We start from the raw sequence: 17,379 nt of genomic DNA, 5'->3' as shown, positions 1-17,379 counted from the left end.
GGGGCGCGGCGCGCACACGCAGAGGTCCGGGCTACTCGTCGTCCTCGGCCTCGTGGTGGTCGAGGTTGGAGGTCCCGCGCCGCCAGTACCCGTCCACCTCGCAGGTGACGTTGCGGACGAACCCGCGCTCCTTGAGCAGGCGGCGGATCGGCTTGAGGGTGGTCGCCTCCCCGGCCGCGTACACCATCCCGTCGCCCTCGGGCAGCTCCAGGTCCCGGAACGCCTCGAACAGCAGCTCGGTGGTGCCGGGCTCGGCGTCGCCCCGGTGCAGCCAGGTGATCCGCGCGTTCTCGGGCGCGTTGAGCTTCTGCTCCTCGGCGGCGTCCACCACCTCGAAGAACGCGAACACCCGGGCGTCGGCGGGCAGCTCCTCCACGTAGCGGGCGGCGGCGGGCAGCGCCGTCTCGTCCACCAGCAGCACGTGGTAGTCGAACTCCCCGGTGATCCACGCGGTGCCGCGCGGGCCCAGCACCCCCAGCCTGTCGCCGGGCCGGGCGGCCTGCGCCCAGCGCCCGGCGGGGCCGTGGTCGTGGGACACGAAGTCGACGGTGAGGCGCTCGCCGTCCAGGGCGCGCACCGTGTAGTCGCGGAAGATCACGCCGGGGGCGCGGAAGTTGAGGCAGCGGTCGTCCTCCACCCGCGGCAGGACGTGCTCCCCGTCCTGGCCGGGGAACCACAGCTTGACGTGGTCGGCGAAGTTGTCGCTGCGCATCCCCTCCAGGTCGGGGCCGGACAGGTGGACGCGGATCATGCGCGGGGTGACGCGCTCGACCTCGGCGACCTCCAGCACACGCGGCCGCAGCGGGTACATCTCGACGCGGCGCTCGTGGGTCGGGGTGGTCATTGTCGATAACTCCTAGCGGTTGGGACTCCGTTACGGGACGGAGGGGTCGGAGGGGCTGCCGGAGGGGCTCTCGGGCCGGGCGGTGAGCACCCGGCCGGTGCGCAGGCCGGCGAAGCCCAGGGCGATGAGGGCGGTCGAGGCGAGGGTGAGGACACCGCCCGCCATGAGGGCGCCCGCCGCGCCGATGAGCGGGGCCAGGGCGCCCAGGGTGAGGGCGCCGGTGGAGTCGCCGACGGTGGCCTGGGCGGTCCACACGGCGTTGACGCGTCCGCGCAGCCGGTCGGGGGTGTGCGACTGGAGCAGGGCGTAGCGCAGGATCTCCTCCACGACCTGTCCGAATCCGAGCAGGACCAGGAACGCGAACGCGAGCGGCGCCCAGGGGGACGCCCCCAGGGCCAGCACGGCCGCCCCGCACAGGGCGACGGCGGCGAGCAGCAGCCCGCCGGTGCGGTGGGCGCGCCCGGCCCAGCCGCTGGTGAGCGAGCCGATGAGCGCGCCCAGGGCGGGCGCGGTGTAGAGCAGGCCGACCAGGGCCTCTCCCCCGCCCAGCACCTTGTCGGTGAACTCGGGGATGAGCACGGCGGGTGCGGCGAAGAGCATCTGCACCAGGCCGAGCAGCAGCAGCGGGCCCACCACGCGGTGGCGGACCGCGAACACCGCGCCCTCGCGCAGGTCGGCCGCCACCGAGGGGCGCCCGCCCTCGGCGGGGGGCGCGTCCAGCCGGGGCAGCCGCCACACCAGGGCGGTGGTGACCAGGGACAGCGCGGCGGTGACGACGTAGTTGGTGCCGATCCCCCAGGCGGCGATGACGACGCCGCCCAGGGCCGGGGCCAGCACGGAGCCGAGTTCGGCGTTGAGGGCGAGCAGGGCCCCGGCGGCGGGCAGCCGCTCGGGGGGCACGAACCCGGGGGCGGCGGCCTGGAGGGCGACGGCGCTGAAGGAGCCGAACATCCCGTTGACGACGGCGGCCGCGTAGATCACCCACAGCCAGGGGGTGTCGGGGAGCAGGGTGTTGGCGGCCAGGGCGCCGAACCCGATGACGGCGGAGGCGCGGCCGATGACGATGAGCCGCCGCCGGTCGCCACGGTCGGCGAGCAGGCCGCCGACGAGCGTCCCGGCCAGGACGCTGACGGCGGTGGTGGTGTGCACGGTGGCCACCATCAGGGAGGACCCGGTGAGCTGGTACACCTGTAGCGGCAGGGCGACGGCGGCGAAGCCCAGGCCGAACACGGAGATGAGCCGGGCGGTGAAGACGATCCTGAATTCACGGCTCAGGCGCAGGGGGCTGGTGTCGACCATCAGCCGGGAGAGCTTCACGGGTTCCTTCACGGGAGTGTCGGGGGCGGTGGGCGGCGGGGACGGCGGTGTCCCGGGCCGTCCTCGGGGAACGGGGGGCGGTGGGGGCCGGGGCGACGCCGGCCCCCATCGCGTCGGGGGCGGGTCAGGCCATGGCCTCCCGCAGGCTGCGGGGACGCAGGTCGGTCCAGTGCGTGTCGACGTACTCCAGGGCCTCGTCCCGGGTGACCGGTCCGTACACGGTGGTCCACCCGGCGGGGACCGGGGCGAACTCCGGCCACAGCGAGTGCTGGTCCTCGTCGTTGACGACGACGAGGTAGCTGCCGTCGGGGTCGTCGAACGGGTTGGTCATGGCCTTCTCCTTTGCGGGGGTCGGGGTCGGGGTCACAGGTCCTTCAGGACCGTCTCCACCTGGTCGAGGGCGTCGTTGGCCTGCCCGTAGGTGCGCGAGAAGCTGTAGCGCAGCGGAAACACCCTGTCGTTCTCGGCGGCGGGCAGGGAGGCCCACAGCTCGTTGCCGATGAGCTCCTCGGTGATGGGGTCGGCCTCCAGGGTCACGTCGGTCTCGTAGAAGATGACGTCGGCGTCGTTGAGGACGTCGATCTCCTCCAGGGAGTACCAGGCGGCGAAGTCGTCGCCGGCGGGCTCGATGGCGCCGGTGAGGTTCGCGCCGAGGCTGTCCAGGGTGTAGGCGCCCCAGGCGTTGGAGTTGACGACCGCGAACTGGCCCTCGACGGCGAAGATCACCGCGAAGGTGGTGTCCTCCAGCTCCTCGGCGTAGGTCTCGGCGATCTCCGCCGAGCGCGCCTCGAAGTCGGTCTTGGCCTGGGTGGCGCGCTCGCCGTCGCCGACGACCTCGGCCAGCTTGAGCGACATCTCGCGCAGTTCGTCACCGGCGCCGTCGAAGTCGAAGAAGACCGTCGGGGCGATCTCCTCCAGGTCGGCCTTGTGCGCTTCGAAGTCGGCGTGGCTCTGCTCGCGGACGCCGCCGATGATCAGGTCGGGGGCGGCGGTGGCGACGGCCTCGATGTTGATGGTGAGGTCGGTGGCCTGGACGACGGGGACCTGCTCCAGGATGCCGAGCTGCTCCTCGGTGTAGAGGGCGGGGCCGGGCTCGATGGCGCCCGCCGGGGTGATCCCGGCCTCCAGCAGGACCTCGTTGCCGAACTCCAGGGCGACGATGGCCTGGGGGTCGGCGGGGATCTCGACCGGCCCGTAGTCGGTCTCGACGGTGACGGTCTCGCCCGCGGCGCCGTCGGTCGCGCCGTCGGTGTCCCCGTCGGCCGTGTCGCTCCCGCAGGCGGTGAGGGCCAGCAGGAGGGAGAGACCGGCGGCGGTCAGGGCGCCGCCGCGCAGGTGGGTCGTCCGGTGTGTCACGGTGGTTGCTTCCTGTGTGTCGTGATGGGGGAAGGGTCGGGGGGTCGGGCCGGCGAGCGAGCGACCCGTCTCACCCCGAGCACCCAGGCCGGATAAGGATAGCCTCACCTAATAGCCTGTGGGTGCCGGGGGTCGCTTTTCCGTTAGGAGAGCCTCACCCGCGCGTTCCCGGACGGGCCGCGCGCAGTGCCGCGTCCAGGACCGGGCCGACCACGGCGAGCGCCGCCGGGCCGGTGAGGTCGTTGTGGTGGTGGTCCACGGCGGTCTCGACGATCCGGCCGTCCACGTGCTCCTTCCACAGCTCCGCGGTGATCCCCGAGGACGGGTCGCGCCCGGCGGTGGCGGTGAAGAAGTGCAGGTCGCCGCGGAAGACCCGGTAGCGGGGGTCGTGCATGACCTCGGTGGTGTACATGCGGGCGCGCACGACGCGGTCGATGGTGGCCGCGTCGAAGTCGGCCCACACGCCGTCGCTGTCGCGCAGGAACTCCACCACGTCCTCGCGCCGGTAGGGCGGGACCAGGCGTTCGGGCAGGTCGCGCTGGCCGCTGGCGAGCAGGAACTCCAGCGCCTCCTGCTCGGCCTCGGCCTCGCTCATCGGCCCCCCGGCGGCGCGGACGGGCTCGGAGTCCATGGGGTAGGTGTCCAGCAGCGCCAGGAACGCCACCTCCTCGCCGTCGGCCTGGAGCCGGGTGGCCAGGGCGTGGGCGATCTGCCCGCCGAAGGACCAGCCCAGCAGGTGGTAGGGGCCGTCGGGCTGCACCGAGCGGACGTGCCGCAGGTAGATCTCGACCAGGTCGTCCAGGGCGGGCGGCACCTCCTCGCCGCGCAGGCCCGGGAACTGGAGGCCGACGATGGGCCGCTCCCGGTCCAGGTGCGGGGCGAGCCCGGCGTACCCCCAGGAGAAGCCGCTGGCGGGGTGCAGGCAGAACAGGGGCCGCCCGCGGCCGCCCTCGCGCAGCCGCAGCACGGTGGCCAGCAGGTCCTCACGGCGCGGCGAGTCCAGGTAGTCGCGCAGGCGGGCGACGGTGGGTGCGGCGATCAGGTCCCCGGCGCGCAGCCGCTGCCCGGTGCGCTTGCGGACGCGGCCGACCAGCCGCATGGCGAGCAGGGAGTGGCCGCCCAGGTCGAAGAAGTCGTCGTCCACGCCCACCTCGGGCACGCCCAGGACGGCGGCGAAGTCGGCGCACAGGGCGCGGTCGACGTCGTCGCGCGGCGGGCGCCCCGCCGGGCCGCGGTCGGCCGGGGCGGGCAGGGCGGCGCGGTCGAGCTTGCCGTTGACGGTGAGCGGCAGCCGGTCCAGGGCGACCAGGACGGAGGGCACCATGGCGTCGGGCAGCACGCCGCGCAGGTCGCGGCGGACGGCCTCGGCGTCGAAGGCGTCCCCGGCGGGGACGAGGTAGCCGACCAGGCGCTTGAGCCCGGGGGTGTCCTCGCGGACCACGACGGCGGCCTGCACCACCGCGGGGTGGTCCTCCAGGGCGGCCACCACCTCGGCGGGTTCGATGCGCACGCCGCGGATCTTGACCTGGTCGTCGGCCCGGCCCAGGTAGTCGATGAGGCCGTCCTCGGTCCAGCGCACCAGGTCGCCGGTGCGGTACATGCGCGACCCGGGCGGGCCGTAGGGGTCGGCGACGAAGCGCTCGGCGGTCAGGTCGGGGCGCCCGGCGTAGCCGCGGGCCAGGCCCACGCCCGTCACGTACAGCTCGCCGGGGACGCCGGCCTCGACGGGGCGCAGCGAGGTGTCCAGGACGTGCACGTCGGTGCCGGAGATGGGCCGCCCGACGGTGGGGGTGTCGCTGTCGGCGGTGCCGCCGCCCAGGGTGTTGATGGTGTACTCGGTCGGCCCGTACAGGTTGTAGCCGAGCACCCCGGGGGTGTCGCGCAGGGTGTCCCACACCGTGGTGCCCACGGCCTCCCCGCCCAGCAGCACCAGCGGGGGCCGGTGGTGCCCGGCGTCGAGCAGCCCGTCCTCCAGCAGCTGGCCGCAGTAGGAGGGGGTGACGTTGACGACGTCGATGGCGTGCCGGGCGCAGTAGGAGACCAGGCCCGCGGAGTCGCGGCGCAGTTCCTCGTCCATGAGGTGGACCTCGTGGCCGTCGATCAGCCACAGCAGCTCCTCCCACGACATGTCGAAGGAGAACGACACGGTGTGGGCCACCTTCAGCACCCGGCCGCCCTGCTCGGCGACCACCGGGCCGAAGATCTCGGCGCGGTGGTTGACCAGCATGTTCACCAGCCCCAGGTAGGGGATCTGCACGCCCTTGGGGCGGCCGGTGGAGCCGGAGGTGTAGATGACGTACGCCAGGTGGTCGGGCCGGTGCGCGAAACGCGGCGCGGGCTCGTCGGAGGCGGCCAGGGCGGCGGCGACCCCGGGGTCGTCCAGCAGCAGCCGGTGCCCGCCGGGGCCGTCGGGGAGGCCGGTGGCGGCGGCCGCGGTGGTGACGGTGACGCCGGGGCCGGCGTCGTCGAGCATATGGCCCAGGCGCTCGGCGGGGTGCTCCAGGTCCAGGGGGACGTAGGCGGCGCCCAGCTTGAGCACGGCGAAGAGGGTGGCGACCCAGTCGGCGGAGCGGGGCAGGGCGATGGCGACCCTCGTCTCGGGGCGCACCCCGTGCCCGGCCAGCAGGCGGGCGATGCGCTCGGCGCGCCCGTCCAGGTCGGCGAAGGTGAGGGACTCGTCCCGGGTGACCAGGGCGGTGCGGTCCGGCCACCGCAGGGCGGACTCCTCGAACAGCTCGGCCAGGGTGGACCCGGGCAGCTCCCGGTCGCGGCCGCGGCCCGGGGCCAGGGCGGCCCGCTCCCGGGCGTCGGTGAGCGGGCGCAGGGCGCCCAGCGGCGCGCCGGGTTCGGCGGTGACCTGCTCCAGCAGCCGCACCACCCGGTCGAAGAGGTCCTGGGCGGTGTCGGCGGTGACGACGTCGGTGCGGTAGGCCAGGCTGAGCCGGAACTCCTCGCCGGGCTGGGCGACGAACGTCAGCGGGTAGTGGGTGGCGTCGGCGCCGGTCACCGACTCCAGGCCGGTGGCCGCGCGCACCTTTTGGTACCCCTCGTCGTCGCGGGGGATGTTGCGCTGCACGTACAGGGTGTCGAACAGGCGGCGGCCGCCCACCGCGCCCTGGATGTCGGCCAGGCCGACGTGGTGGTGGGGCAGCAACTCGGCCTGCTCGCCCTGGACGCGCACGAGCAGGTCGCGGACGGTCTCGGCGGGGTTCAGCCGGACCCGGACCGGGATGGTGTTGAAGAAGACGCCGATGATGGCGTCCACCCCGTCGATCTCGGGCGGGCGCCCGGCGACGGTGCTGCCGAACACGACGTCGTCGCGGCCGGTGTGCGAGCGCAGGGCCAGGCCCCAGGCGGTGAGCAGCACGGTGTTGACGGTGACGCCCAGGGTGCGGGCCAGCCCGGACACCCGGTCCACCAGGGCGGGCTCCAGCACACCGTCGACGGTGCGGGGCATGAGGGTGGCGTCGCCGCCCTCGCCGGGGCTGACCAGGGTGCCCTCGTCCACCCCGTCCAGGGCGGTGCGCCAGGCGGTCAGGGAGCGGGCGCGGTCCTGGCGGGAGAGCCACACCAGGTAGTCGCGGTAGGGGCGGGGCTCGGGCAGCCCGGCGGGGTCGCCGCCGCGCAGGTACAGCTCCATGAGCTCGGCGTTGTAGAGCTCGCCCGACCAGCCGTCCATGACGATGTGGTGGAAGGTGAGGATGAGGGCGTCGCGGTCCGGGCCCAGGCGCACCAGGACGTGCCGGATCAGGGGCGGGCGGGCCAAGTCGAAGCGGCGTTCGCGCTGGGCGACGCGGAGCAGGTCGAACCGGCGGCGGGCCTCGGTCTCGGGCAGGTCGGACAGGTCGACCTCCTGCCAGGCGACGGGGAGCGACCGGGGGATGAACTGGACGGGCCGCTCCACGCCCTCGTGCATGAACCCGGCGCGCAGCGCGGGGTGGCGGTCCAGGACGGCCTGGGCGGCCGCCCTGAGGGCGGTGGCGTCCACGCGGCGGGTGAACTCGAAGACGTTCTGGACGGTGTAGACGTCCAGGGGCTGCTCGTCCTTGACGGAGTGGAACAGCAGCCCCTCCTGGAGGGTGGCCAGGGGGAGCACGTCCTGGATCTCGCCGGGGTTGGTGGACATGGTGCCCTTTCCTTGCTGGGTGGGAGTGCTGCCGGGTCGGTCGCTCATGCGTCCCCGCCCCACAGCCGGTGGAGTTCGTCCACGCCGTCGGCGTCGAGCAGGTCGGCGAAGGGGTCGCCCGCGTCCTGCGCGGGGGCGGGTTCGGGGGCGGCGGGGGCCGCGTGGGCGGCCAGGCGCTCGGGGGTGCGGTGGTCGAACACGTCGCGGACGGTGAGCTCCAACCCGGCGCCGCGGGCCCGGCCCACCAGGCGGATGGCGGTGATGCTGTCGCCGCCCAGGGCGAAGAAGTCGGCGTCGGCGTCGGCCCCGGGCAGCCCCAGGACCTCGGCGATCGCGGCGCACAGGGCCTTCTCGGCGTCGGTGCGCGCGGGTCGGCCCGCCGCCCCGGCGGCGGCCGGGTCGGGCTCGGGCAGTGCGCGGCGGTCGAGCTTGCCGTTGACGCTCAGCGGCAGCGCGTCCAGGAGCAGGACCGCGGCGGGGACCATGGCGGCGGGCAGGTCCCGGGCCAGTGCCGCCCGCAGGACGGCGGGGTCGGGGGCCGCGCCCGGGGCGGGGACGGCGTAGCCGGTGATCCGGGGGGTACCGCCGGGCCCGGGGCGGACGGCGACGGCGGCCGCGGCCACCCCGTCCAGGCCGGCCAGGGCGGCCTCGATCTCGCCGGGCTCGACGCGCACCCCGTTGACCTTGACCTGGTCGTCGGTGCGGCCCAGGTGGACGACGGTGCCGTCCTCCCGGCGCAGCACGAGGTCGCCGGTGCGGTAGAGGCGGCCGCCGTCGCCGAAGGGGTCGGCGACGAAGCGCTCCGCCGTCAGGTCGGGGCGGCCGGCGTAGCCGCGGGCCAGCTGGACGCCGCCCAGGTACAGCTCGCCGGGGACGCCGGGGGGCACGGGGCGCAGCCAGGGGTCCAGGACGTGCAGGACCGTGTTGTGCACGGGGGCGCCGATGGGCACGGTGACGCCGTCCACGGGGCCCGCGGTGTGCGAGGTGACGTCGATGGCGGCCTCGGTGGGGCCGTAGAGGTTCTCCAGTACCGCCGCCGGGAGCACCCGGCCGAAGTCCCGGGCCAGATCCGCGGGCAGGCCCTCGCCGCTGGCGATGACCAGCCGCAGCCCCCGAAGCCGGGCGGCCGCGGGCTCGTCCAGGAAGGGCCGCAGCATGGACGGGACGAAGTGGCAGACCGTGACGCCTCGGGCCGCGAACAGGTCGGTGAGCAGCGCGGGGTCGCGGTGGCCGCCGGGCGGCACGGTGACGATCGCGGCGCCCGCCGCCAGCGGCCAGAAGAACTCCCACACCGCCACGTCGAACCCGACGGGGGTCTTCTGGGCGACCCGGTCGCCGGGGGTCAGCCGGTAGCGGTCCTGGGTCCACTCCAGCCGGTTGGCCAGCGCCCGATGGCCGACACCGACGCCCTTGGGCCGCCCGGTGGAGCCGGAGGTGAAGATGGTGTACGCGAGCGTGTCCGGGTGCGGCTCCACCCAGGGGAGGGGGTCGGCCGCCGCCAGTCGCTCCCGCGTCCCCGCCGCGTCGATTTCCAGTACCGGGATCTCTCCGGCGAGGTCGGGGGCGGTCGCGGTGTCGGTGACCAGGGCGACGGCACCGGCGCGGGCGGCCATGTCGGCCAGGCGGGCGGGCGGGTGGTCCAGGTCCAGCGGCAGGTAGGCCGCGCCGGTGCGGACCACGGCGAGCAGGGCCACGACCAGGTCGGCGCCGCGCGGCAGGGCGACAGCGACGACCTTCTCGGGTCCGGCGCCGTGGCCGGTGAGCAGGGCGGCCAGCCGGCCGGCGGCGTCGTGCAGCTCCGTGTACGTCAGCTCGCGGTCGCCGTCGACGACGGCGGTGCGGTCGGCGTGCACGACGGCCGCCGGGGCGAGCAGCGCGGTGAGCGTGGTGCGCGCGCCCAGGGCGGCGGTGTCGTTGTGGCGGCGCAGCACCGCGTGCTGGTCGGCGGTGAGCGGGTCCAGCGTGCGCAGCGGCGCGTCCGGCGCCTCCAGCACGCGTTCCAGCAGGTGGGCGAAGAGCGCGAAGATCCCGCGGGCGTCCTCCCCGGGCACGCCCCGGTGGTCCAGGTACAGCACCCCCTCCTCGGGCAGGGCCGTGAGGACGACGGGGTAGTGGGTGGCGTCGCGCACCCGCACCCGGCCGGGCCGCACCTCGGCGGCGGTCTCGGGTTCGAGCGGGTAGTTCTCGACCACGAGGAGGGTGTCGAACAGGGTCCCGTGCCCGGCGGCCCGCTGGATCTCGGCGAGCCCCGCCCACTGGTGGTCGAGCAGGTCGGCCTGCTCCAGGTGCAGGCGCCCCAGCAGGTCGAGGGCGCTCTCGGCCGGGCGCGGGCGCACCCGCACCGGCAGGGTGTTGGTGAACAGGCCGATCATGTCCTGCACGCCGGGCAGGTCGGCGGGCCGCCCCGAGAAGGGCTGGCCGAAGACCGTGTCGGTGCGGCCGGTGGCGGCGCCCAGGGTGAGCCCCCACACCGCCTGGAGGACGGTGTTGACGCCGGTCCCGGCCCGCGCGGCCAGGGCGCGCAGCCGCTCGCCCGTCCCCGCGTCCAGGGTGCGTTCGATCCGGTGGACCGCCCCCGCGGGGTCGGCGGCCGGGGCGAGCAGGGTGGGCCCGTCCAGGCCGTCCAGGGCGTCGCCCCAGGCGGCCAGGTCGGCGGCGCGGTCGCGGCGCACCAGCCGGGCCAGGTGGTCCCGGTAGCGGGGCGCGGGCTCCAACTCGGCGCCGTCGGCGGTGTGGAGCCGCAGCAGGTCGCGGACCAGCAGCGGCAGCGACCACCCGTCCAGCAGGATGTGGTGCGCGGTGACCAGCAGGACCGTGCGTTCGGGCCCGCCGGTGAGCGCGTGGAAGCGCAGCAGCGGCGGGGCCGCCAGGTCGAAGCGGTGGCCGAACTCGGTGTCGGCGATCCGGTCCTCGGCCGCGTCCGCCCTCTCGGCGGGCAGCGCGGTCAGGTGCCAGTCCACGTCCACGTCGGCGGGCACGAACTGTACGGGCTCGTCCAGCTCCTCGTGCCAGAACCCGGCCCGCAGGTGCGGGTGGCGCTCCAGCAGCGCCCCCGCCGCCCGGCGCAGCCGGTCGGGGTCGGCCGGGCCCAGCAGCTCCAGGCGGACCTGGATGTTGTAGACGTCGCCGGTGCCGTCGCCGTCGGCCAGCACGTGGTGGAAGAGCAGCCCCTCCTGGAGCGGCCCCAGCGGCAGGACGTCGGCGATCGCCCCGGTGTTCTCCTGCGCCGTCATCGCCGCTTCCTCCACATCGATGCGAGTCGGTCCATCTGGTCGGGGGCCAGGGAGATCAGGGGTTCCTCCGGTGCGGCGGGTTCGGGCGGGGTGTCGGCGGCGGGTGCGGCGACGGCGGCCAGGTCGGCGGCCACGGGGTGGCGGAAGACCTGGCGGCCGGTGACCTCCCAGCCCGCCTTGCGGGCGGCGCCGACCAGGCGCAGGGTCAGGACGCTGTCGCCGCCCAGGACGAAGAAGTCCTCGTCGGCGCCGACCCGGTCCAGGCCCAGGACCTCGGCGTAGACCGCGCACAGGGCGCGTTCGGCGTCGGTGGCGGGCTCGCGGCCGACGGTGCGGCCGGTGTCGGGCGCCGGGTCGGGCAGGGACTTGCGGTCGATCTTGCCGTTGGCGGTCAGCGGGAACGCGTCCACGGACACGAACGCCGAGGGGATCATGTAGTCGGGCAGGGTGGCCGCCAGCGCGGCGCGCAGCCCGGTGTCGGTGACGGCGGCGTCGGCCAGCACGTGGGCGATGAGCCGGTGGTGCCCGGCGGCGTCCTCGCGGGCGGAGACGACGGCCTGGGTGACGCCGTCGACCTTGCCCAGGGCGGTCTCGATCTCGCCCAGTTCGATCCGGAAGCCGCGCACCTTGACCTGGAAGTCGGCGCGGCCCAGGAAGTCCAGGGTGCCGTCCGGGTTCCAGCGCGCCAGGTCGCCGGTGCGGTACATCCGGGTCCCGGGCGGACCGAAGGGGTCGGGCACGAACCGCTCGGCGGTCAGCGCGAACCGGCCGTGGTAGCCGAGCGCCACCCCCTCACCGGCGATGTACAGGTCGCCGGGCACCCCGATCGGGACCGGGGCCAGGTCGGCGTCCAGGACGTGGACCTGCGTGTTGGCCATGGGGCGGCCGATGGTGACGGGGCTCTCGGGGCGCACGGGCGCGGTGGTGGACCAGATGGTGGTCTCGGTGGGCCCGTACACGTTGGTGACCGCGGCGGCGCGCGAGGCCAGCACCTCGCCCAGGTCCTGGGGCAGCGCCTCGCCGCCGACCAGGACGCGCAGGCCGGTCAGGGCCCCGGGCCCGGTCTCCAGGAGCATCCGCCACAGGGTGGGCGTGGCCTGCATGATGCCGATGCGGCCGGCGGCGAGCATCCCGCCCAGGGCGGCGCCGTCGCGGACGGTGTCCTTGTCGGCCAGGACCACGGTGGCGCCGAAGAGCAGCGGCAGGTACAGCTCCAGGGCGGAGATGTCGAAGCTGACCGTGGTCACCGCCAGCCAGCGTTCGCCGGGCTCCAGCGGGAACCGCTCCCCCATGTCGGTGAGGAAGTTCGCCAGGTTGCGGTGCGAGACCACCACGCCCTTGGGGCGGCCGGTGGACCCGGAGGTGTAGAGGATGTACGCGGTCCGGTCGGGGTCGGCCTGCGCGTCCCACACCTCGACGGCCTCCCCGGCGTCCGGAACCGGCTCGGCGGTGTCCAGGTCCAGGACCGGGGTCGCGGCCCCCTCGGGCGCGCTCGTCCCGCCGCCGGTCACCAGCAGCACGGCCCCCGAATCCTGGAGCATGTACGCGAGCCGGTCGGCCGGGAACTCCGGGTCCAGCGGCAGGTACACGCCGCCGACCCGCTGCACGGCCAGCAGCGACGCCACCAGGTCGGCGGTGCGCGGCAGCGCCACCGCCACCACCTCGCCGGGCCGCACCCCGCGGGCGCGCAGCAGCGCGGCGACCTCCCCCGTCCGGGCGTCCACCTCGGCGTAGGTGTGCTCCCCGGCGGCGTCCTGCACGGCGGCCCCGCCGGGGGTGCGCCCGGCCCAGGCGGCCAGCGCGTCGCAGGGGCGGGCGGCCGTGATCTCGCGGCCGGTGGTGTTGAACCCGGCCAGCCGCTCCCGCTCCTCGTCCTCCAGCACCTCGATGCCCGAGACCGGCAGCCCCGGGTCGGCGGCGGCCGCGGCGAGCACCCGCACCAGCCGGCGGGCGATCCGCTCGGCGCTGTCGGGGTCGAACAGGTCCGCCGAGTGGTTGAGCGCCAGCCTGCTCCCCTGCCCCGGGTCCTCGATGTAGGCGAACTCCAGGTCGAACTTGGCGGTGTCCAGCGGGGTCTCCACCAGCCGCGTGGACGACCCGAACAACTCACCCACCCCGGCCGGGCGCCGCTGGTGGGACACCATCGTCTGGAACAGCGGGTGGCGGCTGACCGACCGCTCGGGGGCCAGCGCCTCCACCACCGCGTCGAAGGGGGCGTCGGCGTGGGCGAACCCGGCCAGGTCCACGGCCCGCACCCGCTCCAGGAGTTCGGCGAAGGTGGGCCGCCCGCTCAGGTCCAGGCGCAGGACCAGGGTGTTGAGGAAGAACCCGACGGCGTCCTGGGTGCCCTCGTCGGCCCGGTCGGCCACGGGGCTGCCCAGCGGGATGTCCTCCCCGGCGCCGAGCCGGTGCAGCAGCACCGCCACGGCGGCCTGGACGACCATGAACACGGTGACGCCGTGCTCCACGGCCAGCTCACGCAGCGCGGCGTCCAGGCCGGGGTCGACCGGGACCTGGGCCAATCCGCCGCGGTGGGAGGCCAGGGCGGGGCGGGGCCGGTCGACGGGCAGGGACAGCTCGTCGGGCAGGCCCTCCAGGGTGCGCTTCCAGTGGTCCAGGTGGGCGGCGAGCGGGCTGCCGGGGTCGGTGGCCCCGCCCAGCCAGTCGGCGCGGGCGGCGGCGTAGTCGGAGTAGCGCACCGGCAGAGGCGCCCATTGCGGGGCGTGCCCGTCCAGGCGGGCCCGGTAGGCGGTGTCCAGGTCGGCGAGCAGCGGGCCGAAGGACCACTCGTCGGCGGCCAGGTGGTGCAGCACGATCAGCAGCACGCACCCCTCCCCCACCCCGGGGCCGGTGAGCAGGCGCACCCGCAGCGGCGGCCGGGCGGCCAGGTCGAAGGGGATCGCGGTGATCCGGGCCAGTTCGTCCTCCACCGAACCGTCCACGCGTTCGGCGCGCACGTCCCCGGCGACGGCGGCGGCCTCCAGCAGCACGGGTTCGGGCTCGTCCGCGACCGCGCGCACGACGGTGCGCAGCACCTCGTGGCGTTCCGCGAGGTCGACGACGGCGGCGCGCAGCGCGGCCTCGTCCAGTACGTCGGCGACGCGCACGGCCAGCGGGACGTTGTAGGCGCCGCCGGGTTCGTGGACCCGGTCGATCAGCCACAGCCGCCGCTGGGCGTGGGACAGGCGCGGGCGGCCGTCGGCGAGCGGCACCACCGGCGGGCGGCCCGCCCCGGACTGTTCGGTGCGCCGGGCCAGGGCGGCCGGGGTGGGCGCCTCGAAGAGGTCGCGCACGCCCACGTCGGAGCCGAGCAGGGTGCGGGCGCGGGCGGCCACGCGCGTGGCCAGCAGCGAGTGCCCGCCCAGGGCGAAGAAGTCGTCGTCGGGTCCGACCCCGTCGCGGCCCAGGACCTCGCCGAACAGGCGGCAGAGGATCTCCTCGCGGTCGGTGGCCGGGGCGCGGCCCGCGCCGCGGCCGTCCCCGGTGCCCTCCGCGGAGTCCGGGTCGGGCAGGGACTTGCGGTCGATCTTGCCGTTGGCGGTCAGCGGGAACGCGTCCACGGACACGAACGCCGAGGGGACCATGTAGTCGGGCAGGCTCCGCGCCAGGTGGGCGCGCAGGGCGGCCGGGGCGGGCGCGGGCCCGTCGGGGTCGGGGACGACGTGGGCGGCCAGCCGGGCGTTCCCGGCCGGGTCGGTGCGGGCGGTGACGACGGCCTGGGCGACGCCCTCGGCGGCGGCCAGCGCGGTCTCGATCTCGCCCAGTTCGATCCGGAAGCCGCGCACCTTGACCTGGAAGTCGGCGCGGCCGAGGAAGTCCAGGGTGCCGTCCGGGTTCCAGCGGGCCAGGTCTCCGGTGCGGTACATGCGGGCGCCCGGGGCGCCGAAGGGGTCGGGGACGAACCGTTCGGCGGTCAGCGCGAACCGGCCGTGGTAGCCCAGGGCCACGCCCTCACCGGCGATGTACAGGTCGCCGGGGACGCCGACGGGCGCCGGGCGCAGCGCCGCGTCCAGGACGTACACCTGCGTGTTGGCCATGGGGCGGCCGATGGTGACCGGGCCGTCCGCGGTGAGCGGCGCGGTGGTGGACCAGATGGTGGTCTCGGTGGGCCCGTACACGTTGTGGGCGGCCGCCGCGCCGGCGGCCAGCAGCGCGGCCAGGTCGGCGGGGACGGCCTCGCCGCCGACCAGCACGCGCAGGCCGGCCGGGACGGCGGGGTCGTGCTCGGTCAGGGAGCGCCACAGCGAGGGGGTGGCCTGGGCGATGGTGGCCCCGCTGCGTTCGAGCAGGTCCGCGAGGAGCCGGGGGTCGCGGACGGTGTCCTTGTCGGCGAGCACGACCGTGGCGCCGAACCGCAGCGGCAGGTACAGCTCCAGGGCGGAGATGTCGAAGCTGACCGTGGTCACCGCCAGCCAGCGCTCGCCCCGGGCCAGCGGGAACCGCTCCCCCATGTCGGTGAGGAAGTTCGCCAGGTTGCGGTGGGACACCACCACGCCCTTGGGGCGGCCGGTGGACCCGGAGGTGTAGAGGATGTAGGCGGTCGGGTCGTACCCGTCGGCGTCGGCGGGCACGGGGACCGGCCCGGAGGCGTCCAGGTCCAGGACCGAGACCGGGGACCCGGCGGGGGCCGCCGTACCGCCGCCGGTGACGAGCAGGGTCGCGCCGGAGTCGGCGAGCATGTACGCGATGCGGTCGGCCGGGAACTCCGGGTCCAGCGGCAGGTACACGCACCCGATGCGCTGCACGGCCAGCAGGGAGGCCACCAGGTCGGCGGTGCGCGGCAGCGCCACCGCCACCACCTCGCCGGAGCGGACCCCGTGGGCGCGCAGCAGGGCGATGACGCGTTCGACCCGGGTGGCGAGCTGGGCGTAGGTGTGCCCGCCCTCGGCGTCCACGACGGCGACCGCGTCGGGGGTGCGCCCGGCCCAGGCGGTGAGGGAGTCGCAGGGGCGGTCGGTGTCGATGGCGCGGTCGGTGGCGTTGAACCCGGCCAGCAGGTCGCGTTCGGCGCCGGTGGTGACCGGGGTGGCGGCCACGGTGCGGCCGGGGTCGGCGGCGATCGCGGCCAGGGTGTCGCGCAGCCGCTCCAGCAGGGTGCGGGCGGTGGCGGCGTCCACGGCGTCGGGGCGGTGGCACAGCCGCAGGCCCAGCCGCTCGCCCGGGAACACGTTGAGGGACACCGGGTAGTGGGTGGCGTCCTCCACCCGCACGTCGGTGAGCCGCACCCCGGCGTGGTCGCGGTCGGCCAGGGCGTCGCGGGCCGGGAAGTTCTCGAACACCAGCAGGGTGTCGAACAGGGGTGAGGCCCCGGCCAGCTCCTGGGTGCGGGTGAGCGCGGTGTGGTGGTGGTCGGCCAGGGCGACCTGGCGGTGCTGGAGGTCGCGGGCCAGGTCCGCGACCGTGGTGCCGGGGGCGGTGCGCACCCGGACCGGGACGGTGTTGATGAACAGGCCGAGGATGGACTCCACCCCGGGCAGGTCGGCGGGCCGCCCGGAGACGGTCGCGCCGAACACCACGTCGGTGCGGCCGGTGGCGCCGCCCAGAACCAGCGCCCAGGCGGCCTGGACCAGGGTGTTGACGGTGACGCCCAGGTCGCGGGCGGCGGCGGTGAGCGCCCCGGTGGCGTCCTCGGCCAGGGCGTCGGTGAGGACGTCCTGTCCGGCGCCGCCGTGGGCGGGGGCGCCGGGGGCGAGCAGGGTGGGGCCGTCCAGGCCGTCGAGTTCGGCCCGCCAGGCGGTGTCGGCGGCCTCGGCGTCGCGTGAGGCCAGCAGGGCCAGGTGGTCGCGGAAGCCCAGGGCGGGGGCGGGGGTGTCCGGGTCGGCGTAGCGGTCGAAGAGCGCCCGCAGGAACAGCGGGGTGGACCAGCCGTCGAGCAGGGTGTGGTGGTCGGTGGCGACCAGGGTGTGGTCGTCGTCGGCGCGGCGCACCAGGGTGAACCGGATCAGCGGCGGGTGGGCCAGGTCGAAGGGGGTGGCCAGCTCCCGGGCGCACAGCTCCTCCAGCTCGGCGTCGGGGTCGGCGGCGCCGGACAGGTCGGCCTCGGCCCAGCGGGCGGGCACGGCTGCGGGCACGAACTGCACCAGGTCCTCGCCGTCGGCGAGGAAGCCGACGCGCAGGCCCGGGTGGTCGCGCAGCAGGGCGTCGGCGGCGGCGCGCAGCCGGGCCGGGTCCAGCGGGCCCTGAACGCGGGTGACGGACTGGGCGGTGTAGGCGTCGTGGCCGTCGCCGTACAGGCCGTGGAAGACCAGCCCGGCCTGGAGGGGGGTGGGCGGCCACAGGTCGGCGAGGCGGGCGCCGGGGTCGCCGGAGCGGTCGGCCCAGGCGCGTTCGACGCGTTCGACGCGCTCCTGGTCCAGGTCGACCAGGGGGACGTCGGAGGGGGTGAGGGCGTGCGGGCCGGGGGCGCGGGCGGCCTCGGCCAGGGTGCGCAGGGCGTCGACGAGGTCGTCGACCAGGCCGGTGACCTCGTCGGCGCGCCAGACGCCGGGGGCCCAGCGGCAGGT

General features: G+C 75.7%; 7 protein-coding genes. All 7 read right to left on the bottom strand.

Features of this window, described 5'->3' with window-relative positions; all coding sequences use genetic code 11:
- Window positions 1-31: 31 nt before the first annotated feature.
- Entirely contained in the window at window positions 32-844 is an 813-nt protein-coding gene (locus ACJOT3_RS07000) for a siderophore-interacting protein (RefSeq protein ID WP_406970024.1), read from the bottom strand.
- 30 nt (window positions 845-874) lie between these two features.
- On the bottom strand, window positions 875-2,143 hold the full coding sequence (entS, locus tag ACJOT3_RS06995; RefSeq protein WP_406970067.1) for an enterobactin transporter EntS: 1,269 nt from the start codon (window positions 2,141-2,143) through the stop codon (window positions 875-877).
- Window positions 2,144-2,285: 142 nt separating this feature from the next.
- On the bottom strand, window positions 2,286-2,492 hold the full coding sequence (locus tag ACJOT3_RS06990; protein ID WP_406970022.1) for an MbtH family protein: 207 nt from the start codon (window positions 2,490-2,492) through the stop codon (window positions 2,286-2,288).
- Between the two features lie 32 nt (window positions 2,493-2,524).
- Window positions 2,525-3,517: an ABC transporter substrate-binding protein gene (locus ACJOT3_RS06985; protein WP_406970021.1), complete on the bottom strand. Its 993-nt coding sequence runs from the start codon at window positions 3,515-3,517 to the stop codon at window positions 2,525-2,527.
- A 154-nt stretch (window positions 3,518-3,671) separates the two neighbouring features.
- Window positions 3,672-7,643, bottom strand: a complete 3,972-nt coding sequence (locus ACJOT3_RS06980; RefSeq protein ID WP_406970019.1) for a non-ribosomal peptide synthetase — start codon at window positions 7,641-7,643, stop codon at window positions 3,672-3,674.
- A gap of 44 nt (window positions 7,644-7,687) precedes the next feature.
- A complete protein-coding gene (locus ACJOT3_RS06975) occupies window positions 7,688-10,876 on the bottom strand; it encodes a non-ribosomal peptide synthetase (protein WP_406970017.1) in 3,189 nt (1,062 codons plus the stop codon).
- Window positions 10,873-17,379 (bottom strand): non-ribosomal peptide synthetase (locus ACJOT3_RS06970; RefSeq protein WP_406970015.1); only part of this gene is annotated, 6,507 nt, incomplete at its 5' end. The genes ACJOT3_RS06975 and ACJOT3_RS06970, both read right to left, overlap by 4 nt.

Source organism: Nocardiopsis protaetiae, assembly GCF_045446735.1.
GTDB classification, from domain to species: domain Bacteria; phylum Actinomycetota; class Actinomycetes; order Streptosporangiales; family Streptosporangiaceae; genus Nocardiopsis; species Nocardiopsis protaetiae.
Note: the sequence above shows the minus strand (reverse complement) of the source record. Positions and strands in the feature narration are given on the sequence as shown.